General features: G+C 67.1%; 18 protein-coding genes. 12 read left to right on the forward strand and 6 right to left on the reverse strand.

The genetic code is table 11. From position 1 onward, the window contains the following. The 4 genes from mycP to HPC46_RS30765 all read left to right on the forward strand — a co-directional run. Nucleotides 1-1,003, forward strand: a 1,003-nt coding sequence (gene mycP, locus HPC46_RS30750; protein WP_179475901.1) for a type VII secretion-associated serine protease mycosin, incomplete at its 5' end; no start/stop codon positions are given. Beyond that, a complete protein-coding gene (gene eccE, locus HPC46_RS30755) occupies nt 1,000-2,595 on the forward strand; it encodes a type VII secretion protein EccE (protein ID WP_005148414.1) in 1,596 nt (531 codons plus the stop codon). The genes mycP and eccE, both read left to right, overlap by 4 nt. A 46-nt stretch (nt 2,596-2,641) precedes the next feature. Next, the gene (eccA, locus tag HPC46_RS30760) at nt 2,642-4,483 is read left to right on the forward strand and encodes a type VII secretion AAA-ATPase EccA (protein WP_005148411.1); all 1,842 of its coding nucleotides are present in this window, start codon (nt 2,642-2,644) and stop codon (nt 4,481-4,483) included. 126 nt (nt 4,484-4,609) lie between these two features. Then, nucleotides 4,610-5,566, forward strand: a complete 957-nt coding sequence (locus tag HPC46_RS30765; RefSeq protein ID WP_081479164.1) for a hypothetical protein — start codon at nt 4,610-4,612, stop codon at nt 5,564-5,566. A 605-nt stretch (nt 5,567-6,171) separates the two neighbouring features. On the opposite strand, the gene HPC46_RS30770 is transcribed toward HPC46_RS30765, so the two are convergent. The 6 genes from HPC46_RS30770 to HPC46_RS30795 are packed head-to-tail and all read right to left on the reverse strand — an operon-like array spanning nt 6,172 to nt 13,922. After that, entirely contained in the window at nt 6,172-8,244 is a 2,073-nt protein-coding gene (locus tag HPC46_RS30770; protein WP_005148409.1) for a hypothetical protein, read from the reverse strand. Then, nucleotides 8,244-11,135 (reverse strand): ATP-binding protein, encoded by a 2,892-nt coding sequence (locus HPC46_RS30775; protein WP_005148408.1) that lies wholly within the window; start codon nt 11,133-11,135, stop codon nt 8,244-8,246. Before HPC46_RS30775 ends, HPC46_RS30770 begins: the two co-directional genes overlap by 1 nt. A 2-nt stretch (nt 11,136-11,137) precedes the next feature. Continuing rightward, nucleotides 11,138-11,434: a hypothetical protein gene (locus HPC46_RS30780; protein WP_036348463.1), complete on the reverse strand. Its 297-nt coding sequence runs from the start codon at nt 11,432-11,434 to the stop codon at nt 11,138-11,140. Between the two features lie 24 nt (nt 11,435-11,458). Further along, entirely contained in the window at nt 11,459-12,442 is a 984-nt protein-coding gene (locus tag HPC46_RS30785) for a conjugal transfer protein (protein ID WP_179475902.1), read from the reverse strand. 17 nt (nt 12,443-12,459) lie between these two features. Next, nucleotides 12,460-13,770: a discoidin domain-containing protein gene (locus HPC46_RS30790; RefSeq protein ID WP_179475903.1), complete on the reverse strand. Its 1,311-nt coding sequence runs from the start codon at nt 13,768-13,770 to the stop codon at nt 12,460-12,462. Further along, nucleotides 13,767-13,922, reverse strand: a complete 156-nt coding sequence (locus HPC46_RS30795) for a hypothetical protein (protein WP_179475904.1) — start codon at nt 13,920-13,922, stop codon at nt 13,767-13,769. Before HPC46_RS30795 ends, HPC46_RS30790 begins: the two co-directional genes overlap by 4 nt. Nucleotides 13,923-14,022: 100 nt before the next feature. Here HPC46_RS30795 and HPC46_RS30800 point away from each other — a divergent pair, with 100 nt between their 5' ends. The 8 genes from HPC46_RS30800 to HPC46_RS30835 all read left to right on the forward strand — a co-directional run bounded on the left by HPC46_RS30800 (nt 14,023) and on the right by HPC46_RS30835 (nt 22,279). Beyond that, nucleotides 14,023-14,457, forward strand: a complete 435-nt coding sequence (locus HPC46_RS30800) for a helix-turn-helix domain-containing protein (protein WP_179475905.1) — start codon at nt 14,023-14,025, stop codon at nt 14,455-14,457. After that, on the forward strand, nt 14,441-15,115 hold the full coding sequence (locus HPC46_RS30805) for a hypothetical protein (protein WP_179475906.1): 675 nt from the start codon (nt 14,441-14,443) through the stop codon (nt 15,113-15,115). The genes HPC46_RS30800 and HPC46_RS30805 overlap by 17 nt, the downstream gene beginning before the upstream one ends. A gap of 65 nt (nt 15,116-15,180) precedes the next feature. Next, entirely contained in the window at nt 15,181-16,539 is a 1,359-nt protein-coding gene (locus tag HPC46_RS30810) for a type IV secretory system conjugative DNA transfer family protein (protein ID WP_325096846.1), read from the forward strand. 20 nt (nt 16,540-16,559) lie between these two features. Beyond that, a complete protein-coding gene (locus HPC46_RS30815) occupies nt 16,560-17,300 on the forward strand; it encodes a helix-turn-helix domain-containing protein (protein WP_131542442.1) in 741 nt (246 codons plus the stop codon). Beyond that, entirely contained in the window at nt 17,297-17,473 is a 177-nt protein-coding gene (locus tag HPC46_RS30820) for a hypothetical protein (protein ID WP_179475907.1), read from the forward strand. The genes HPC46_RS30815 and HPC46_RS30820 overlap by 4 nt, the downstream gene beginning before the upstream one ends. 20 nt (nt 17,474-17,493) lie before the next feature. Further along, nucleotides 17,494-17,850 carry a hypothetical protein gene (locus tag HPC46_RS30825; protein ID WP_179475908.1) on the forward strand — a complete coding sequence of 119 codons (357 nt, stop codon included), beginning with the start codon at nt 17,494-17,496 and terminating at the stop codon, nt 17,848-17,850. Between the two features lie 122 nt (nt 17,851-17,972). Next, entirely contained in the window at nt 17,973-18,566 is a 594-nt protein-coding gene (locus tag HPC46_RS30830; RefSeq protein WP_005148396.1) for a hypothetical protein, read from the forward strand. 77 nt (nt 18,567-18,643) lie between these two features. Continuing rightward, nucleotides 18,644-22,279 carry a helicase-like domain-containing protein gene (locus HPC46_RS30835; protein WP_233716944.1) on the forward strand — a complete coding sequence of 1,212 codons (3,636 nt, stop codon included), beginning with the start codon at nt 18,644-18,646 and terminating at the stop codon, nt 22,277-22,279. The last annotated feature ends 87 nt before the right edge of the window (nt 22,280-22,366 follow it).

Genomic DNA, 22,366 nt, shown 5'->3' on the forward strand with positions numbered 1-22,366 from the left:
GCCCCCGCCCCCGCCGCCAGCGCCGGTGATTCCCCCTCCGGACGCCTACACCGGCATCGCCCCGGACGCGCAGATCATCTCCATCCGGCAATCCTCGCAGGCGTTCAGCCCGGAAAACTCGTTCGGTAACGAGGATCCGGAGACCCGACGTAAGGCCGGGGACATCGAGTCGATGGCGCGGGCCATCGTTCACGCGGCCAACATGGGCGCGAAGGTCATCAACATCTCTGAGGTGTCCTGCATGAGCGCACTCGACGTGGTCGATCAGAAGGCGCTCGGCGCAGCGATCCGCTACGCAGCCGTCGACAAGGATGCGGTGATCGTCGCGGCCGCGGGCAACACCAGCAACAAGGATTGCAAGCAAAACCCGATCTATAACCCGTTGAGCCCGAACGATCCTCGCGACTGGGCTGGCGTGACTACGGTGGTCACCCCCGCCTGGTTTTCCGACTATGTGCTGACCGTGGGGGCGGTGGATGCTGACGGTAATCCGCTGACCGACCTGAGCATGGCTGGCCCGTGGGTGTCGATCGCCGCACCAGGGACCAACATCGAAAGTCTGTCGGCCCGCGACGACGGCCTGATGAACGCTGTCGAGGGCAAGGAAGGTAACGACACTAAGCTGATTAACCCTGGGGGAACATCGTTTTCGGCTGCGATCGTGTCTGGGGTGGCCGCCCTGGTGCGCCAGAAGTACCCGACGCTAACCTCCCACCAGATCATCAACCGGCTCATCCGCACCGCGCGCCCACCGGCCCGTGGGGTGGACAACCAGATCGGGTACGGCATCGTCGATCCGGTTGCCGCGCTGACCTACAACCTGCCCGACGGAGATCCGCGCCGGCCTGAGCGCATTGCTGATCCGCTGGTGTTGCCGCCGCCTCATCCGGGACGGGACATGTCCCCGGTATGGATCGCGCTCGGCACGATCGGCGCCGTGGCGCTGCTGGCGGTCGCCGCGGTCGGTGTGGCGGCCATCGTCCGCAACAGGAGGATGCAGTGAAATCGACCTTCCCGATCGGACTGCGGCTCACCTGGTGGCGGGTGATCGTCGCGTTCGCGGCGACCGTGGCGCTGCTGGCCGCCGGCACACACCTGTGGCACGGGCCGGTCGCCCTGGCCGTGCCGATCACAATCGCGGTACTGCTTGACGCGGCCCTGCTGATCACCTGGCGTCAGGCGGCTCTGGCGGCGCTGGCGGGGGGGCGGGTGCTGCGGCGGACCGCGGCCGCCACCGTCGAGGCGCCGGTGTGCCCGTACCGGCTGCGCTGGACCACCGATGAATTGGCGATCCGCGGCGATGACTTCGAGGCGTTGGCGGTGGTCGCCGTGGACGGCCCCTCGCACACTCCCTCGGTACTTGATCAGCACCGGGTGCAGTCCGGGGTCCTGCTTCCTGTCGATGTGGTGGCGAGGGCGGTGCAGCAGTTCGATGTGCAGCTGGCCGGGATCGACATCCACAGCGTCGGTCGTCGCCGGGCCGCACCGGATCATCACCATTACGCGGCCACCTACTCGGGGATCATTGCCGACTACGGAGCGGTCGGGCAGCGCAGTACCTGGTGTGTGTTGCGGATGCGCAGCCGCGACAATGCCGGAGCTATCGCCGCCCGCGACTCGGTGGCAGCGACGCTGGCCGCTTGCGCGCGGCGGCTGGCCGTCGAGCTCGGCGCACACGGGTGCCCGTCGCGGCTGGTGGATCCCGCCGAGCTGGCCGAGCTGGACGCGGCGATCGCGGGCCCGCTGGCCGGTGGCGCCCAGGCGCAGTGGTCGGCTCTCGTGCACCCCGCCGGTGCGGTGACCAACTACTGGGTGTCACCGCAGGACATCACCTCGGCGACGTTGGATCGGCTATGGGCACCGGATACCGACGCCACTATGACCAGCATTCAGCTGCGACCCCGGCCGGGCGGGTCGGTGTCGGTGGGCATGCTGGTGCGCTACGCCACGGCGGGCCCGCTCAAAGAGCCCCCGCTGCGGGGGCTCAACCCGCTGTCGGGGCAACAGGAGCAGGCGCTGCGTGCCACCCTGCTGGAGCCTGCACTGCCAGCGCTGCAACTGCCGCACCGCGAGCTGGGGGTCAGGGAGAACCTGCGCGCACCAATGGCCGCCACCGGGATTCTGATCGGCACGACCGCCAAGCACCATCCGATGCTGGTTCCCCTAGGCGATGCGCGCCCGGGTCGGCGGGCCTCGGTGACCGTCGCCGGGGAACTGGCGCTGCTGTTTCAGATCGCCCGGCGCGCAGCCGCCACCGGTTACCGGGTGGCTGTCGTGTCGAGCCGCCCGGAACGCTGGCGCAGCGCGCTCGCTCCCGGCCTGCGAGTAGTCCGCGCGGTGCCTGACGAGCTGCCCGATGGCGGCCGAGGCATGGTGGTCGTCTATGACCACACCGGAACGACAGGCAACCACCCCACCGCCGCCGTCACCGTGCGCGCCGTGAACCCGGGAACGGCCAGTGTCGCCGATGTACACCTGGAGCAGGACTCCAACAACACCGCGGTCATCCGCACGGCCGAATTCCGGTACCGGTTACACATCGACGTGAAGTCCGAACGCAACGACATCGCCGCCGCATCCCGGCGCGTGGCGTGATCGGGCGAGCTGACACCACAACACATTTCGAGAGGGATTACCGGCGATGACCACCACGCAAGCCAGCGACCCCGCCCGCGCCGCGATGACCCGGGGCCTACTCGCCTCAGGCATCAACGTCGATGGCGTCATGGCCGGCCACAACCCAACCGTGGCCGCCGACATGTTCAAAAAGGCCACCCAACTTGACCCAGGCATCTGCGATGCTTGGCTGGCCCGCATCGTCGCCGGCGATGACAACCTGGAAGTCGTGCAGGCCGCCTGGGATGCCCGCGAATCCTATGGCTGGGAAATCCAACGTCTTAGCCTGCGCGGCACTGCCTTTCGGCCCATGGTCTCCGATGGAGTGTTCCTCAAGCTGGAGATCACCTCCCGCGATGCCTTGCGCGCCGCTCTGGCGGTCGCGCTGATCCGGGAGAAGCGCTACGCCCAAGCTCACGCGCTGCTGTCGGAAGCCGACCCCGCCGACCCGTTCGACGCCGACTCCCACCTCTACGCGCGCGGCCTACTGCACTTCCAGACCAAACGCTGGCCCGATGTGCTGGCCACCTTCTCCACCGACCGGGTGTGGCGGCTACCGATCTACGGTGCGGCGGCCTCGGCAATGGCCGCGACCGCGCTGGCCTCACTCGGTGTCTTCGAAGACGCCTTCCGTCGCGCGCAGAAAGCCGTCGACAGCGACCTGCTGCCGGCCGCGGCGACTATTGCCCTCTACACCCAAGCCATGTGCCTGCGTCACCTCGACAAGGCCGACGACGCCAATCAGCTTCTGCGGCGTGCCTATTCGCGTGACGCACAGTTCGCACCGGCCCGCGAAGCGCTCGACGACCAGACCATCCGCCTGCTGCTCACCAGCCCCGAGGCCATCGAATCACGCACCAACCCGTGGGACCCCGACAGCGCACCCTCCAAGGAAGCCGCTGAGGCGGCCAAGCACTCAGCCGTCGCCAGCAAGCTGCTCGCCGAGGGGGACGCCGAACTGAACGCCATGCTCGGCATGGAGGCCGCCAAACGCGAAGTGAAGCGGATCCGCTCCACCACCAAGGTCAACCAACTGCGCACCAAAGCCGGGCTGCCGGTGCCGGTCAGCTCCCGGCACACTCTGTTGCTCGGCCCGCCGGGAACCGGCAAGACGACCGTCGCGCGCTCACTCACCAAGCAGCTCTGCGGGCTCGGCGTGCTGCGCCGACCGACCGTGGTGGAGACGCGCCGCTCCAAGCTGCTCGGCCGGCACATGGGCGATGCCGAGAAGAACACTGAGGCCACCGTGGAAGGCGCGATGGGCGGGGCGTTGTTCATCGACGAGATGCACAACCTCTACGAGACCGGCTATTCCGGCGGTGACGCCTACGGCACGGCCATTTTGGAGACCCTGCTGCCGTACCTGGAGAACGACCGCGCCGAGCTGGTGGTGTTCGGGGCGGGCTATCCGAATGCGATGGACCGAATGCTCACCGCCAATCAAGGTCTGCGCCGCCGCTTTCCGACCGTGATCCGGTTCGAGTCCTACACCCCCGATGAACTGTGGCAGCTCACCGAGCTGATGGCCGCCGAGTACAAAGACGTTCTGGCCGAGGGGGTGGAAGCGACGCTACGGCCCGTGTTCGAACGGTTTTACGTGCAGGAGAACAGATCTCCCGACGGTGATGTCATCCGCGGAACCGACTGGCTCGGCAACGCCGGCTTCGTCCGCAACATCATCGAAAAGGCGCGCGATCACCGCAACAACCGTCTGGACACCGAGGACCTCGACGCGCTCCTGGCGCAAGACGACCTGTTAACCGAGGCGCAGCTGCTGCCTTTCCAACAGCTCATCGCCGAAGACGTCGCCGAAGGTGTGGCGGCGGCGGTCTCGGATGCCGAATCGGACAGGAACCCACTGCCATGACGGCAGCGCGGACCCAAGCGGGCACGGCACGGCTGTGAAGCCGGGCGGGTCTGGCTAGTGGCGCGTGGCAAGACGCCGTGGGCGGCGACAAGTGTGCCGACCATCCGGCGACAGTGGTGTGAGGCGATGGATCAGACGGTGCGCGCTCGCGTCGCACAGATGCAGGAAGCCAGCGCTCAACTCGCCGCAGCAGATGCGCCCCGCGGCTCGGCGCGGCGAGTACGCCAAGCGATCGATCGCGTGAGCGCGGCAGTGTCGGAGATGGGTGACGACGCTGCAGCACTTCATGAGGCCGCGATGTATTGGGTCTCTCGCGACATGGTCGGGGTGGTTCACGATGCCGCGGCAGGCCTGCCGGAATGGACGCCGGCCGCAGCGGTACCCGCGTCCACCGGTCTGCTGTGTTGGGCCCGCCCCATCGGCGACGTTCCGTATGGGCCGGGAGCCGAAAGTGGGGGTGGGCATTCGGTGCCCTGGGACGCGGTCTTTTGGCGCACCCGCTCAGACGGGCTGATGCAGCTCGTTCCCGCGAGCCGTCTGGCGCACGATTCCGGGTTGGAAACTCCACTCGAGATGTGGTCACCGGTGTATCCGGCCCATTCAATCCTGTTGAATCCCAACCATCCACGCACGCAGGAAGTCGAGGGGGACCCGGCCGCTCAGCCGTTCGTCAGCATTGTCGGGGCGGCGTGGCTACTGATGAGCCAGGCCAACGTGTCCACGCTTCGCTCGATCGACTCCGGGGCGGCCCCCGGCACTGAGGACAAGTCCGCCGATCGCGACACCGACCGGAGTGCCGGTGAACTCGGCCCGGTATCTGACCCCCGTCGCCCACAGCCGCCGTCGACGGTAACTCTGGTCGAGTTGCGTCCCCGCACAGCGTCCGGAGACAAGGCGAGCCGAGGCAGTCGTTCACGCACTGATGCGCGAACGCACCGATGGCCAGTCGCGCCGTTTTGGCGCCAGCAGGCCTGCGGCCCGGGCCGGTCGCAGCGCAAACCTGTCTACGTCGTCGAGCATGAACGGGGGCCCCGTGACGCCCCGTTACTGCCTAAAGATCGTGTTCACGTCCTGAGGCGGTAGCGCCTGTCGACTGACGGCAAGGGCGGCACGCCCGCGGTCTAGCTGTTACAGGTCGAAGAGAGCCAGCTGAACTGGCTTACGTCGTCCCAGCGTCGTCTTCGCGCGTGTCTCTTTATGCGCGATTGCCTCGATCGCGGCGCTGAGGTAGCGATTTTCGGTGGGAACTTGACCGGGCTCGTAACTGTCGCGGATTGCATGATGAAGCGGCGCCGGCAGCATTTTGGTGTGGGGTTCGCAGAGGAACGTCTCGGCGGGGATGTCGGTGCCGCAGTTGGCGGCACCGCACGTGTGCTGTTCGGCTGCTGCAACTGCCCGTGCGGGCTATTCATGACTGCCTCCGCGCGGCCGTCATGGCAGTGGGTTTGGCAATCGTGGCGTCGGCGTCCTCGAAGTACCGTCTGGCGTAGTCCCGCTCGAGCGGTGTGCTCTTTGGCTCCAGGAGGACCTCGGCTGCACTGTCTCGGGCCGAGAGGGCATACTGCCGGCGTGGTGCTCGTCGTCAGCCCGCACGGCGGTGCGTAGGTCGGTGCGGGCACACGCGAGGGCGGGGTTTGTCGACAGGGCTGCAGCGTGCACGATCGCCCGGTGGTGGGCGCGGCTCTCGGTCATGACCGGTCCCGTCCTGGGACGGGCTGCGGGGCCTCCTGCGGCGGCATCGGCCGTGTCGGGCGTGCCGTCGTCCCGGCCGGATCACCGGCTGCGGGACCGGAGGCGGGCTTGGCCGGCGAAGGCAGTCCTGACTGACGAGCGGCCGGAAGTGCCTGTGCGGGTGCGGGTTCAGCGCCCCGTTCGCGGCCCCTGCTGCCGTTGGGTGACTGTACGGGGGTCGACGACTGTCGGTGGCCACCTCTGATCTTGGAGGCTGCACCGACCGCGATCGCAGCGGGGATGGCGACTTCGGGGGCCAGCACTGCCGCGCCGGCCTCTGCGGCACCGGCAGCTCCGGACGCGCTCGCTGCCGCGCCGGCACCGGCCCGTGAGGCCGATGTCGCGGCGGCCGAGCTACCGGGCTGGCCCACGGCGGTGGTGGGAGTCGAGGTTGGTGCTCCTGGTGTGCGCCCGGCGGACCCGACGTGTGTTCTCCCGGCCGGCGGACGGCCGGGCACCGCGGACTGGGTGAATGTCGTATTGGATGTGGCGTCGTCTTCGGCTCCGGATGAGCGCGAAAACCGTTGGCGTGCCTTGTCTGCCAGGTCGCGGCCCTGCGTTAGTTTGGCTTGTCCGCGTTGGTACCCGCTGTTGCCGAGGTGGATTGCTTGCCGGACGGTTTCAACGAGGTCCTGGCGGGTGCGGTCATGCAGGACCTCCTTCTTGAGCCACCAAAAGATGCCGGTCGCCACCGCGGACCACAGGGCGACGAGGACGAGCATGGCGACGGGGCTGGTCATGCCGACCTGGGAGGCCAGGCCTCCGGGGGCGACGGTTTTGAGGATGAGCAGGGCGGCCACGCAGGTGTAGAGCACGTAGACGAACACCAGGAAAGCGTGTTTGAAGAACTGTTCGAGGCGACGGCGTGCACCGCGGCGAGGTGCGCCGTGGATCATGGCCGGGCCCACAGCGAAGATGGCCATGACCGCGTTGAGCAGGGCTGCACCGCACACCATGATGTAGCTGTAGGTGACGTAGGTGACGAACACTGCGAAAAATAGTCCCAGCACGCCGAATCCGATGCCGAGGGCAAAGACACTGCCGTCGATGCTTTGGGCGTAGTGCAATGCTTGGGGCGCGCCGCAGGAGGCCATGGCGTGGGCGGGGGCGTCGCGCACGCCGCTCATGATCGCTTTCGACCAGCCGTTGCCGCAGCTGCCGATGGAGTCGACGGTGGTGCCGAAGTTCCAGATCTGCAGCGGGGCGCGCAGCAAGGCGTCCGCCAAGACACTGGTCAGGTGATTGAGCTGGCCCGTGCTGCCACCCCCGGCGATGGGGCCGTTGTTGGTGGCCGCTTGGGCGACACTGAATCCGAGGGTGCGGGCCTGATTGATCAGGCCGTCGTTGCCGGTGAGTTCCCCCAGCGGGTCGCGGGTGAGCCACAGGCCGAGCATGCCGATGGCGAAGGCGGACAGGATGATCGCGGCTCCGTGGCCGCGGCGCCCGTGCCAGAGGATGTGGAAGGCGCCGACGCCGATGCCCAGGGCCAGGCAGATGGGGAAGAAGTGCAGCTCGACGAGCAGCTGCCGCAGCGCCTCCAGGATCGGTTTGAACCAGATGGCCAGCCAGGACATCCAGGTGCTCGACATGGCGAATTTGAGCAGCCACAGCACCGCGGCAATGAGGAAGATGTAGCAGGACGCTTGGGCCTGGACCCAGCTGGCGACGGTTTCGTGGGTGAGACCGGTGGTCAGCGCGTGAGTGCCCCACTTCACCCATGAGCCGGGGTCGACCACGCTGACGTCGGGGCCACCTTCGGTGAGGGCTTCCATGGTGTCGACAGTGGACAGGAAGTACGCGCCGATCGGCACGCCGTAGCTGTCAGTGATACCTGTCCAGTTCAGGGCGGCGGCCATGGTGGCGGCGGTGGCCCGGGGCGCGGTGATCAGCGCCCATAAGGCCAGGGCGTGGGTGGCTAGGGCCAAGATCAGGACGCGGCGCAGTCGTGGGTGGATGGCCAGTTCGTAGCCCAACCTCTCGGCGGCGACGTCGCGCAGCAGCGGTCGCATGGGCAGTGCGGCGATGGTCATCACGCGGCCCCTTGATCGGGTGTGGTGTCAAAGGCGCGGTGCAGAGCCTCGTCGGGTTCACGTGCCACCTGGATTGCGCCGAGCCGGCGGAATTCATCGATGAAGAAGGCGCGCCCTTCGAGGTCACCGCGCCCCTGCCCGCTAGTGCGGCCGGTGCCGTCGAAGTCTTCGTCGAAGGCAGTGGGATCACGCATTTGGTCGGTGGCTGCCTTGGCGAGGAAGAAATCATGGAACTCGGGGTATTCATCCAGCGGCAGGCCGACACTGGCCGCGACGGCGCGGGCAATGCCCTCTTTCTCGAAAGGCACGATGACCTGCTGGGTGATGAATTCGTCGCCCATCAGCGCCAGATCCTTGATCGGGTTCTGGGTAATGATCAGCATCCCGGTGTAGTGCTTGCGGGCACGGCGGCTGATCAGGTGCGCGTCGCGGGCTCCGGTTCGCGAGTTGAGTAGCGGCCCGGCTTCTTCCAGGACCAGGAGCCCAAAGCGCTTGGTGTTGTTGAAGAAACTGACGCGCGCGAGGCGCACCAGCATGCCGTAGATGGCGATGGAGGCGCGTTGGCGGTCACTGAGGGCGGCGTACAGGTGGGGTTTGGCCATTTCTTCGGCGTCGGGCAGGTCGAGGCTGCCGGTCTGCCAGATCGTGACGTCGAGTGCGGCGAGATCCGGGATGGGCAGGGTGTCGTCGAAGATGGCGCGGGTGAACTCGTAGGTGGCCCACGAGTCGAGGGCCAGCAGGACGGGCCGCAGATCGTCGGCGAGCTGTGCCACCTGGGGCGGCCGGGTGTCGGCTTCCCCGGCGGGAGCTTGGATGTCGCGGATGTAGCGCATGAGCGCGGCGGTGCTGGTGATTCCCAGGGCACGGCGTGCGGCGGGAGTTAGCAGGGTGCGCAGGCGTCCGACGGCGACGCTGCGCACGTCGAGTCCGAGCATGGGGATCATGTAGTCCAGCCAGTACGACCCGGCGATTCGTTCGGGGAAGATCCGCAGGGCGTCACAGCCGAAGTCGCCGCCGGCCATGTCGATGACCGCCTTGTTGGGGACGTCGGCCAAAGCCGTTGCCCACTCGCCGTATTCGTCGGGTTCGACGATGAAGGCTTGTGCGCCGCACTGCAGTTCGGCTTTAACGATGCGCTTGGCGGTGTAGGACTTGCCGTAGCCGGGGGCACCGGCGCAGATCAGGCACGGGTTGTGGTTGCGCCGCGCTGTACCGGGCAGGTCCAGAAGCACCGCGCTGTTGTTGGCGTTGCTCTTGTTGAAGCCGAGCAGCATCCCGGTGGCGTTGCCCAGCTGCGAGGAGATCAGCGGAACGAATCGCGACCACTTGCTGGCGGTGGTGGCATGGCTGAACTGGTCGGCCCCGCTTTTGTGCTGCGGGACCCCGGGACTGAACACTGACCACAGGCGGGTGTGGACGCCGCGGTAGTGACGGATGACGATCTGACCGGACTGGGTCATTTCTTCGCGCAACCGCTTGATGCTGTGGTCGAGAGTGCGAGCGTCGGGTGCGCCGACGTGGACGAAAAACCCTGCTGAGAGCGGTTGTTCGTCGATGTTGGCTGACAGCAGCCGGTTGTATTCGGCGATTTTGCGTTCGGTGGCGTGCAGCTCGGTGTAGCCGTTGCGCACGTCGCCGCGGTGATCGTACTGGTCATCGACGTTGCCGCGGGCCCGGTCGTTGCGCCGGAACTCCAGTTCGCGAGGGCGGGCGGTGAGGTTGATGGCGAAGTCGAAGACAGCCCCGGTGTCCAGATCGTCGAGAGCAGAGAGAAATTCGGAGCCGGGGAACACGATTCCGCCTTCGGGGGCGTCGACCACCGGCAACACGGCCTGGTAGCTGTCGGCGACAGGCAGTGCACCGTATGCGGTCGAGACACGCACGTATTTCTTCCAGGATGGCAGGGCGTTGAAGATGCTGGGCCGGCGCGGGCGGTTGTGCTGATCGCCTTCGTCGAACGCCGCGGCGGGCAGCTGGTCGGCGTTGATACCGGCGCTGGCGGCGTGGCGCCGCCGTGGCAGGGGTTCTGTGTAGGTGCCCAGCCAGGTGTTGTGCTGCCAGAACCACGCCGACATGGCTGGGGTCACCGGCACCGGCGCGAACTCCGGGGGAAGGGAGTTGGCGATGTCGAAGGCTAGCTCGGCGTAGGCGCGCAGCGAAGAGTCGGATTCCTTGTCGCGGCCGGCAAACCAGTCTTTGACCTTGGTGGCCTGCCCCACGACGTTATGGCCGGCGCGGCCGGCGTCGACGGGCGCCATCAACCAGTACAGCCGAGTCCTGGGGGCCTGTTCGGCGAGCTGCTCGGCGACCTGGGCGCAGCTGGCCACCCAGTCGTTGCGATCGCGGTAGCCATGCACCATGGCGCGCAGCAGCTGACGTTGGTCCTGGGCAACGCCGAGTCCGTAAAGCCAACTGTCGGCGGGTAGTTCGCGTCCGAGGAGCATGTGCAGGTCCGCGACGCCGGTCTTTCGCCGCACGGATTGCAGGTGATAGGGCAGCCCGGAGAGCAGAAACCCGGCGTAGACCGAACCGTCGACGCCGAACCACAGATTGTCGACGAGCTGGGGGCGAGCCAGGATGGCGCTGTCGGTGCTGGTGTGCACAGCGGGACGCACCGCTGCCCGCAGCGCCTTGAGGCGAAAGGCGAGGCTGGGCCGGGTGCGGGGGACGAGGGCGCCGAGCCCGGTGAGAGCGGCGGTGACCATCGCCCCGACGATCAGGATCGCCAGCGCGTGCCCTGAGGACAGGTTGAGCACGGCGAGCAGGATGGTGGTGACCGCTCCCACGACGGCGGGAACGGCCACCCAGATCCGCAGCGGCTTGTCGAACAGGACGTTGGTGTACACGGGGGTGTCGTGCACCCCGGTGAACAGTTGGGCGGTGTCGGTCATGGTCAGCCGAACTGTCCGGAGGTGACGCCGGTGTGCCGGTCGACGGTCTGCTTGGTGGAGACGTAGATGGCGTAGGCGCTGCCGATGACGACGGCGCAGATGATGCCGGCGGCCACCCAGCCGATCGCTGAGCCGATGCGGCCACCACCGAAGGCGGCCAGGCCCCGCGCGCCGCCGGCGATGAGGAACAGGATGGCCAGGATGGCCACGCCCATGGTGTAGAGGCCTTGGCTGCCTTGGACGAGGTCGGCAATAGCCAGGATGCGGGTGTCGGCGGTGGCCTCGGTGATTGCGGTCATGATGGATTCCTTTCCTGCGGTGGGTTATCGGGCGGGTTGGCCGGGGCTGGGTGCCACGGGCGTCAGTTGTGCGTCCCCGTTGAGCAGGGGACCGGGATCAATGCGGGTGACCGTCCAGCTGCCCGAGCGCAACGTCAGGGTCAGCGGGTATTGCTCCGTCTGCGGCGCGTATCGGTTGGTCAGCTCGTTGACGGTGGCCAGCACCTGGACGGTGGTGCCGTCGGGGGGCTGGGCGCCGGCGTCGACCATGCGGGTGGCCACAAGTGCGGTCATCAGTGCCCGCTGACTGGTGTTGACGACGCTGATGCCCGAGTCGGTGCTCACGTAGCGTTCCAGCCCACCGACCGGGGTCAGGTAGCTGTTGAGGAAGCCGGTCACGGTGTCGGAGACGGGATTTCCGGTGGGGCGGTTGCGTCCCTTGTCGTCGGGTGCACCGACGGGCAGGGAGGCCGAGTAGTTCAGCGGCAGGGTGGCACCGCTGCCGGTGTCGTTGATGGTGGCCAGTAGTCCAGAGGCGCGCAGACCGTAGCTGCTGATGAGCACGTTGATTTGGCGCAGTGTGGTTTCGGGGGTGGCGCTGGTGTAGGCGCGTTGGTTGACCCGCACGACGACTTGCCATTGTTCGACGCCGTCGTAGGCGGCGGTCCGCACGATCTTGGCGATGGTCGTGGAGTCGACGACGACCGGTGGGGTGGTGGGTAGGGAGCGCAGGTCGTCGGGTGCCCAGCAGGTGTTCAGCGCTGAGCGTTGCGCTTCGGTGACGGTGAGCAGCAGACGGACGCAGTTGACCGCGTATCCGCCGATGTAGTCGGTGCGGTTGACCGCCGCGCGGGCCGGGCCGTCGATGTCGATCGGTTCGTCGGTGAGCCAGCCCCAGATGGTGTTGATTGCGACCATGGTGCATGCGGCAAAAGCGATGACAGCGAGGACGTTTCGGACTGCTGAGCCGCCGCTGTCGAGGCGGCGGCGCCAGGTGTTGGTCAGCAGCGCGGGTGTGGACGAGGACATGGTGTGGTGGGCCTTTCTCACAGCGGGGGGTGGCCGTGGATCGTGATCGAGGAGATCGCGACGGTGTTGTCGACCGGATCGGAGCCGGTTTCGGGGGTGCCGAAGTTGGGGTCTTGACTCGGCGCGGTGCTGGGATCGCCGCCGAGTGGGGCGCCGAGGATGCCGGGCAGGATGCCGCCGCCGTTGGACGGGTCCGCCCCCGGCGTGGGGGAGCCCGCGACGGGGCTGTCTGCCGGGGGGCGCGAGGTCTGCAGGATCACCATTTGGATTTGGGAGGCCAGCACGCCTTGGTCGGGCCCGTTGGACGGCATCGCCTGCGGAACGGGACCGTGGGCGTTCTTGGTGTCCTGGGTGACCACGGTGCGGTCGGCGCCGTTGATGAGAATCCATTGCACTCGGGTGACGACGCGGTGTTGCATCCACTGGTCGGCGCCGCTGGTGTCGGTGCCGACCCATCCGGGGGTGAGTTCGACGGCGGTGACCTTCATAGGCTTGCCGAGATCGAGGGTCATGACTTGGCCGTCGGAGTCGCGCATGCACACCCACGCTCGGGTGGGATCGTCGCTGGCCACGTTCTGCGCTGACCCGGAGCCCGCCTGCGGGCAGGGTGAGGACGCCTGGAACGGAATCGGCACGTCTTGAGACGGATCGTTGATCGGTGCCGCCGCTGGTGGTGGTGGAGCGGGCACGGCGCTGACGGACGATGCCGGTGCGGCCGAGGGAGTCGGCTCGGTTGAGCTTGATTGCATGCCGACCATGGCGGCTGCCACGCCAATCGTGACCACGCCGACGGCGCCGAGGAAGCCGATCACCACCGGCTTGCTGAATCGCGGTGGTGTCGCGGGCGTTTCGTCGTCGTCGCCTCGTTCCTCGCCGCCGAAGGGGGTTAGGTCGGCGGTCGGGTGCCCATCGGCGTCGATGGGTCCGTAATCACCGCCGTACTCGGGATCTTCGTCGTAGCCGCCGCCGGGGTAGGCCGCGTCGGGGCTGTAGCCGTCACCGTGCGCGTAGTCCATCTCCGGTTCATCGGGGTCGTAATGCTCATCTTCTGGGGTCGCGTGGTCGCCACGGTCGCTGGTCGACCACGCAGGCTCACCCGGTTCGCCGAACTCGCCGCGGTCGGGCTCAGAGTTAGCCCAGGGCGCTACCGCGGTACGGGGTTCCGCCGGCATCTCGGAGTCCGGCTCACGGCCGGCTTCTGGGTGTTCATCGACCTCGAACGGCTCGAAAGCCTCCTCGTCGGCGGGCACCGGTGCGTATTCGGCTTCATCGATGTGGGCCAGGAAGTGCTCGGTGCTGCTGTAGCGGCCCGCGGGGCTGGTCGTCACGACACCACCTCCGCGCAGCCGGGCCGCACCGCGCACAGCGCAGCAGAGCTGCGCGTGTAGCAAACATGACGGTGTGTGGGCCACCAACCGGTGAACATCGGGGTCGTCATCGTGGTGGGCGCGGCGGTTCGCCTCGCCGAATTGCTGATCATGGGGACTCCTTTGCGGTACTGATTCTGAGCGTAAGGGCGTCAAATACTCATTCTCTAGGTCCATAGCTAAAAGGTTTCGGTGATTGTTAGCGTCAGCGTTGTGAGTGCGATACCGACCGATGGACCCGAGCGCCTACTGTTTTTTCTCACGCAGCGTTTGGCGCAGCTGCGCTGGTCCCGTGAAGAGCTGGCCGCCCAGGGTGGCCCGTCACCGTCCACGGTGTACAAGACATTGGCAGGGGGCCGGCGACCGACCGAGCGCACCTTGGCGCGCCTGGAGTTGGCGCTGGGTTGGCAGGCCGGGTCGGCGCACCGCGTCTTAGAGGGGGACGCCCCGTCGATCTCGATAACGCAGGAGGTAGCGACGGTTGCGTCGCGGATCGACCGGGAGCTGGCGCGGGGTGAATCACTGGGCGTGACGCGGACCGCGAAGGAGTTGCGCGAGTTTCTTTTGGGCGTCGCTCAAGGGCTGGAGCGCTTCTATGCTGGAGCGGAGCACACCGGTGCGGAGGTCTTCGATGTCAGCGCCGGCTGATCGGTTCGACGAGATCCGCCGCAAGTGGATCGCGCTGCATCAGCACACGTTCATATTTCAAAAGCGCCGTGCCGAAATTCTGGCACGACAAATGCGCATCCGCGCCGGAAAATTAACCAGTGCCCGTGAAGATCCTGCCGACGATGACGTAATTCACCACCTCCTGGCGCGGCCCATAAAGACGCCGTATGCGGCGCTGGATTTTGCCATTGTTGCGGTCGCCGCGGTGCTGGCGCCGATCGGCTGGCCCGCGGGTCGCGCCATCTACAAGGGTTGTGTTCAGCTAATCCCAGACACGCTGCGGTCCTACCCGGTCGCGGCGTTCATGTGGGCATCGGTGGTCACCGGACTGCCCTTGGTCTTGCTGTACGCCCCCGACACCACGCTCGCCCAGACGGTGCTGCTGCCGTGGGTACTCGGCCAGTTGCCGGCCACCGCCCTGGCCGCCGGCATCTACGGAATTCTCGAGGGCTGGCTCGCGGTCGACGGGTCACGCGACTGGTGGCCGATGCGGCCACCGGCGCCGACGGAAATGGTCGATTTTGGCCTGCAAGCCAGGGACTTGACGATGCCCGGAATCTTCGGCACCCAGCCGACGCCACCGGTAGGTGAACGCTCCCCGATCATCCGCGAACCCAAGAGGAAGAAGAACCGATGACCTACAAGCCTCCACCCACCCCGTTCTGTGGCTTCGTGCGCGACCCCGACACTGGTCGGCGAAAGGTGGCCGACTCCGGGCCGATGGTGTTGGTGTCGGCGCCTACCGGCACCGGCAAGACGCGCAGCGTGCTAGCGCCTGCCGCGGTGCTCTGGGGTGGGCCGGTGGTCGTGTTGAGTTCTAAAGACGATCTGTTTCAGCTTGTCGCACAACGCCGCTACGGTCCACACGCGCTGGTTGACTTGCGGCCCGACTACGACGCCACCTACCCCGGAATCACGGTAACGTCGTTCGACCCCATCAAGCTGATTACGTCACCGGATCGCGCCGTGACCACGTGCAACACCATGATGCAAATGTCCGCGGTTGGCATGGGCTCAAGTGCCGATTCGGTCACCGACGCGGGCGTCTGGGAAGCCAATACCGAACCTACCTTGTCGGCCATGCTTTACGCCGCAGCACTGATAGGTGAGGGCATCGACTGGGTCCTGCTGGCTGTAGACAACATGGCGTGGGACGACGAGAAGCTGCCCACTGCGCCCGGATGGCAGGCGGCAGCGCATGCCGTCCAACATATTCCACTGTTCTACAACGCCATACGCCGAACACTAGACATGGATCCTAAGCAACGCGACAGCATCGCGTTGACCATGCGTAAGGCGGTCAGTCCGTGGATGCGACTGTCCCTGCGAGGAATCCAGGCTGATCCGTTTGACCCGGAGTTCCTCGACGATCCCTCAGCGACGCTGTCTGTGTTGGTTTCCGCAGAAGGCTCGATCGCCGGGGCTGCGGTCACTCTCCTAGAGGACTTGATCAAGGTCTGGAAGGGAAAGACAGCTCGCGGTGAAATGCATCACCGCCTGCTGATCGTCATCGACGAGGCTACGAACGTCGCACCGATGCCCGCACTGATACGCCACGTTGGTGAGGCCCGCGGGTTCGGGGTGAATTTCGTTCTGGCGCTGCAGGCCTCAAGCCAGTTCGACGTGGTCTACGGAAGCGCTTACGCCAAAGCGCTGCGCGACATCTTCCCCGCGGCGCTGATCTTGTTCGGCGCACCGGAGATGGACATCTTGCGTAGGGCCGAAGAATGGACTCCACTGACTACCCGTAGGCAAGAGACATTCGATCAAGCGACCGGCTCGAAGACGTTGTCGTCGAACACCGACAGCACCCTGAACTACCGCCGCCTACTGCCAGCAAATAGGAACAGAGCGCGGCTGGTCATCACAGGCACCGCCGGTGTCGAAACCGAACTCGTGGACTGGTCAGAATTCGTTGCACTGTACGACGCTGAGGTCAGCCGGCTCACCACCACCGGCAAGCGTGCTGGGGGAAATGGTGATTCGGCCCGCAAATCGTTGTGGGCCCGCGCGACGGAACGCCATCAGCGCGCGATCGAGTCGAGCAGGAACGCCCAGTGACAGCGGCAAGGTGGTCACCCTTGCCGAGCTCTACTGCCACGGACCCCGACCGAGTGGTATCGGAAACGACGCTGCAGGCGCGTGTCCTCAACGCGCTAGCCCGGCAGTCCAGCCCGTCGACAACCACTGAGCTTCGGGCTGCCCTTGACCGGACCGGCTGCCAGCCCGTCGTCATCGAGCGCGTGTACGCCGCGCTCGTGGCACTGGAACGCAAAGGGCTGGTGCATCGAGGCACCAACGCCATGGGCACCCGGCCGGTGTGGGAGCTGGGCTCACCACCGCCAGCCATCGACACAGCGAGGTCACACACCATGCACTGCACCGTTCGCAGCCCCGCACCGCCACACGCGGCTGCCGCCCTGACCGCGCCCTCCCTTGAGGACCGCATCGCACGGATCGAGACTCCCGCGCAAGCACGCGACTTGGCCGAGGTCATTCTCGACCCATGGGAGGCCGGCGCCTGGCAGCGGTGGAAGCCGGTGGCGAGCGCACCACTGGCGGGCTGGCTCCACACCGCACGCCGAGCCGATGTGAGTAGCCGGGTGGACTGGATTATCAGGGCCCTTGCGCACCGGGAGCGATGGGCGCGCGCCGCCCGCGACATCACGCAGGACGAGCAGTTGCAGGAGAGTCTGCGCTCGGTATCCCGGCTGGACGATCGCCAGTTCGCCGATGTCGGCTGGATGCTGGTGTTGGCCGTGTTCCCGTGGTCGTCGTGCACCGGCGCAACCGTTCCCACGCCCACGGCCGGTGAGTGGTGAAGCCCCGGCGTGGCCCGTGGCTCAGTGGGCTCCTCGTCGCACTGGCTGTCCTGGTCTGGATGGTCGGTCAGGTGATCGGCGGGATGTTCGCCATGACCGCCGACATGCTCTCGTCGTTCCCTTCCGGACCTGGGCCCGGCGCCGGATCAGCGACGTCTCAGTTCGGACCTTAGACGAAAAGGCTCACCGCGACATGATTGAAATCCGCACGGCCACTGCGGATGTCACTGCCGCGCAGCGGCTGCTCGACGCCGGCACCAGTGCCGGTAGTCACGACTTCTGGCGGTCCTATGCGGTTTCTCCGCTGGCCGCGGTTCTGCTGTCAACAGCGCACGCCAACGCCGGGTTCGCCGACCTGGCCACTGTCCGCGACGTGCTGGCCAGCCCTGCATCGGAGCCAGACGGTCCATCACATCCGGGCTGGGTGTCCGTTGCGCAGCGGTGCCCCGACCCGCTGCTGAGCAGCGCACTGCACAGAGCCACTGACTTGAAGCCACGACAGCGTGATTCGGTCTGCCTCAGCGCCCTGGCCGCGCCCGCACGCTCATGACTTTCCGGCGCACCACCGCCCCCTTGCGCCACCCAGACGACACGGTGAGGACAATATGGCCCGCAAACCCAAAGACGCTGAACAGCCGGATTTGTTCAGCCTCTTCGACGAGGAGGGCGGCGGTGACCAGTCCCGACATCGCGCAGATCGTGGCGCAGGTCTACACCGAGCACCTGACGCTGCCGCCGGAGTGGACACCGGCGCAACGGCAGGGCTTCCTGGACAAGACCGCGGCGACGCTGAGCCGGCAGATCGCGGAGCTGGCGGCCGAGCTGGGGGAGCAGGCCGTGGAGGAGTGGACGAGCGAGCACGGTCAGCATCCGGACTACCTGACCAAAGTCGGGCTGCTGAACACCGCGGCGGCCTCGGCGAAGGAAATCGTGCTGAACAACCAGCTCTACGAGCTGATCCCGCCGCCGCCGGAACCGCAGAGTCGGGACCTGCAGCCACCCAGCGAGCCGGCGCTGCCATGGACGCAGCGCTGGACACGCACACAGCACCGCAGCGAACCGGACGAGGCGATCGAGGACCTGGTGGCCGCGCTATGGCCGGCCCCGCAGTTCTCGGCGGTGTTCCGGATCAAGGCGGGCTATCTGCTGGCGGCACGGGCCGAGGACCAACTGGCGCTGCCCCGCCAGGCCAGCGACCCGCTAGCGGCCGAACTGGCGGAGATGGTGTACCAGGACCTGCGCGACGACGGGCTGCCCGCCCGCTAGCAGCAGCTCAGGGCTCGCTGTTCGATGAGCCCGACCAGCCGACCGACCCGCGCGTCATCGATCCCGGCGGCGCCGAGATGCCACCGCCGACCCCGGCGGCTACGCCCGCACCGGCCGGCGTGGGGGAGCCGACACCGGCGACCGACCTGGCTAGCGTCGCCGACTTCCCGGCGAGCACCGAGGTCCTGGTGCCCTCTGGTTCCAAGGCGCGGGCGCGGGCCAACATCGCCGCGATCGAGCTCGTTCAACGCCTGCAGGCCGCCGACCGCCCTGCCACGGCGAGCGAGCAGCGGGTATTGGCCGCATGGTCGGGCTGGGGGGCGGTGCCCGAGGTATTCGACCCCCGCACCGACGCCTACACCGGGGAACGGGAGCGGCTGCGTGAGCTACTGACCCGCGAACAGTACCGCCGAGCCGAGGCCTCCATCCTCAACGCGCACTACACCGACCCGGCCATCGTCGCGGCAGTCTGGGACGCGCTACGGCGGGCCGGATTCAGCGGAGGCCGCGTCCTGGAACCGGGCTGCGGCAGCGGCCATTTCATCGGCCACGCCCCGACCGATGCGGTGATGGTCGGCGTCGAGAACGATCCGATCACCGCGGCCATCGCCGCCGCGCTCTACCCATCGGCTCAAATCCGGCACGAGGGCTTCGAAACCACCCGCGTCCCAGAGAACAGCTTCGCGGCCACAGTGGGAAATGTGCCGTTCGGCCGGTTCGTCGTGCACGATCCCGCACACAACGCCGCCCGACACAGCATCCACAACCACTTCATCAACAAGGCCCTCGCGTTGACCGCGCCCGGCGGTTACGTGGCGGTGTTGACCAGCCGCTACACCCTGGACGCCACCTCCGATACCGCGCGGCGCGACATCGCCGAGCGCGGGGAGCTGATCGGTGCGCTGCGGCTGCCGTCGCAGGCGTTCAGCCGGGTCGCCGGTACCGAGGTGGTCACCGATCTGCTGGTACTGCGCCGGCGCACCGAACCGATCGACCTGCGCACCAACCGCCCGCTGTGGCTGGACACCGCCCGCATCACCCTCGACGGTCTGGAGCCTGACACCGCCGCGCCGATCTCGATCAACGCCTACTTCCACGAAAACCCGCACCACGTCCTGGGGACGATGACCGTCGGGCATGGCTTGCACGGCAGCCCCAACCTGGCTGTGGAGGGCAGCACCGGCACCGAGCTGGCCGCCCAACTTTCCGACCGACTCGGCGCGGTCATTGATGCGGCACTGATGCGCGGCGCCGGGCTCACCGCCACGGCCGCCGACTTGACCGTGGTCTCGGCCCAGCACTTCGATCCGGGTTTGATCACCCCCGCCGATCAGGGCGAGCACACGGCCCTGTTCACGCTGCGCTACAACGCCGAGAACCGCCGCATCGAATACTGGTCGGGCCACAGCTGGGATGTGCACGACACCCCCAAGACTCTGGTGGCCGAGACACGTGAGTTGATCGCCTTACGTGATGCCGCCAACAGTCTCATCGTCTCCCAGCGCGACGGGCGGCCCGCCGCCGAGCGCGATCAGCTGCGCGGGCACCTGAACCACCTCTACGACGGCTACGTGCGCCGCCACGGCCCGATCAACCGGTTTACCTGGGTCCGGCCCAAGGAGGTCACCCAAGAGCGTCACGACGCCAAGGTCGCGGCCTCGGAGGCGAAGTGGCGCACCAAGGAGGGCGAGCCCGGACAGCCGTACCGCGGCCCGGTCCCGGCCGAGCTGCTCGACAAGTGGGACACCGACGCCTGGACCGCGCCCGCCCCGTACAAGAAGCGCCGCCACCTCGACGGCGGCATGCGCCACGATCCAGGCTGGGCGGTCGTGTCATCGCTGGAAATCTTCGACGAGGCCACCGGCCAGGCCCGCAAAGCCGAAATCTTCTCCACCGATCTGGTGTCCAAACGCGCCGAGCTGCTCAGTGCGTCGGGCCCGGAAGAGGCCTTGGCGATGAGCCTGGACCGGGCCCGCCGCGTCGACCTGGACCTGATCGCCGGCCTGCTCGACGTCGACACCACCACCGCGCGCGAACTGCTGGCCGGGCTGGTCTACCCCGACCTCGACGACCCCGACGAGCTGGTGCCGGCCACCACCGCCCTGTCGGGCAACGTACGCCAGAAACTCGACGCCGCGATCACCGCCGCGCAGAACAACCCGATCTATCGGGATTACGTGGCCGCGCTGCGCGAGGTAGTGCCCCCGGATCGGAGTGCCGAAGAGATCCGCGTGCGCCCGGGCGCACCGTGGATTCGGGCCGAGATCGTGGCCCAGTTCGCCCAAGAGACCTTCGGCCTGTCCTCGGTGACCGCCGAGCACATCGGCGGACGCTGGGTGGTTGACGTCCCGGCCCACAAGCGCTTCGGCCGCCTGATGACCGAAACGTGGGGCCTACCCCGCAAAGGCTCTGATGCGGTGAGTCTGCTTGACGCCCTGTGCAACTCGCGCAGCGTGATCATCAACGATGACAACGGCATGCTCGACGTGGAGGCCACTTTCGCCGCGCAAGCCAAGGCCACCAAGATCAGCGAAGAGTTCAGCCGCTGGGTGTTCGCCACCGAGGCGCGACGCGAACCCCTTGTGGCCGAATACAACCGACGATTCAACTCGCTACGCGCGCCGCGCTACGACGGGTCACGCCTGTCCCTGCCCGGCCTCTCGGATAACTTCGTACCACACTTCTATCAACGCAACGCTGTCGCTCGGATCATTTCAGAGCCCACGGTGTTGCTGGATCATGTTGTGGGCGCGGGCAAGTCGGGCACCATGTTCATGGGCGCGATGGAACTCAAGCGCCTGGGTTTGGTGCGCCAGCCCTGGATCGTGGTGCCGAACTCGATCATCGACCAGGTGGGCCGGGAAGCCAAGCAGTGGTATCCCGCGGCCAACGTGCTGCTCGGTTCGTCAGCCACCACCGCCGAGGGTCGCCGGCGGCTCATCGCACAGTCGGCGGCCAGCGACTGGGACATGGTGATCATTCCCGAATCGGCGTTCACCGCGATCGGCGTCTCGGATCGATTGCGCGCCGACTACATCGACGACCAGCTCGACACGTTGCGCACACAGCTCGAGGACGCGGCCAGCGATCGCTCCAAGAAGGCGATCGAACGCGCGCTCAAATCGGCCAAGGAACGGCTGGAGCGACTGACCGCCCAAGACGCCAAGGACACTGGTCTGAGCTTCGAAACTAGCGGCGCTGATTACCTTTTCGTTGACGAGGCCCACTACTACAAGAACTTGCAGCGGGTCTGCAACATTACCGAGCTCAACTGCACCAACTCTTCCGAGCGGGCCGAAGACCTGGCGTTGAAACTGCGGGTGCTGCGCGAGCGCCGCCGCGAGGAGGCCAAGGCCGCCAGCATCCCCGCCCACCGGGTCGTGGAACGGGTGGCGACCTTCGCCACCGGAACACCGATCGCGAACTCACTGGGCGAGTTGTGGGTGATGCAGACCTATCTGCGGCCCGATCTGCTGGAGGCCGCCGGTGTGGCCGACCTGGGCGACTGGGGGGCGGCGTTCACCGCCACCCATACGACGGTGGAGGTCAACGCGACCGGAACCAAGCTGCGCCCGGTGACGCGGGTCGGCAAGTTCACCAATCTCCCTGAGCTGCTGGCGTTGTCGTCGGTGTACTCCGATGTCGTCACCCGCGACCAGGTGCCCGTCGAGCTGGTCAAGTCCAGGGGCGTGGTGTACGACGTCGTCGTGTGATTCTTCGATGTGATGGTTCAGGCGGTCAGTGCCGCGGGGGTGGCCTCCTGTTCGGTCGGTGAGCTCTGATCGGCTCGGGATTTGCTG

This window comes from Mycolicibacterium vinylchloridicum, from assembly GCF_013404075.1.
Taxonomy (GTDB): Bacteria; Actinomycetota; Actinomycetes; order Mycobacteriales; family Mycobacteriaceae; genus Mycobacterium; species Mycobacterium vinylchloridicum.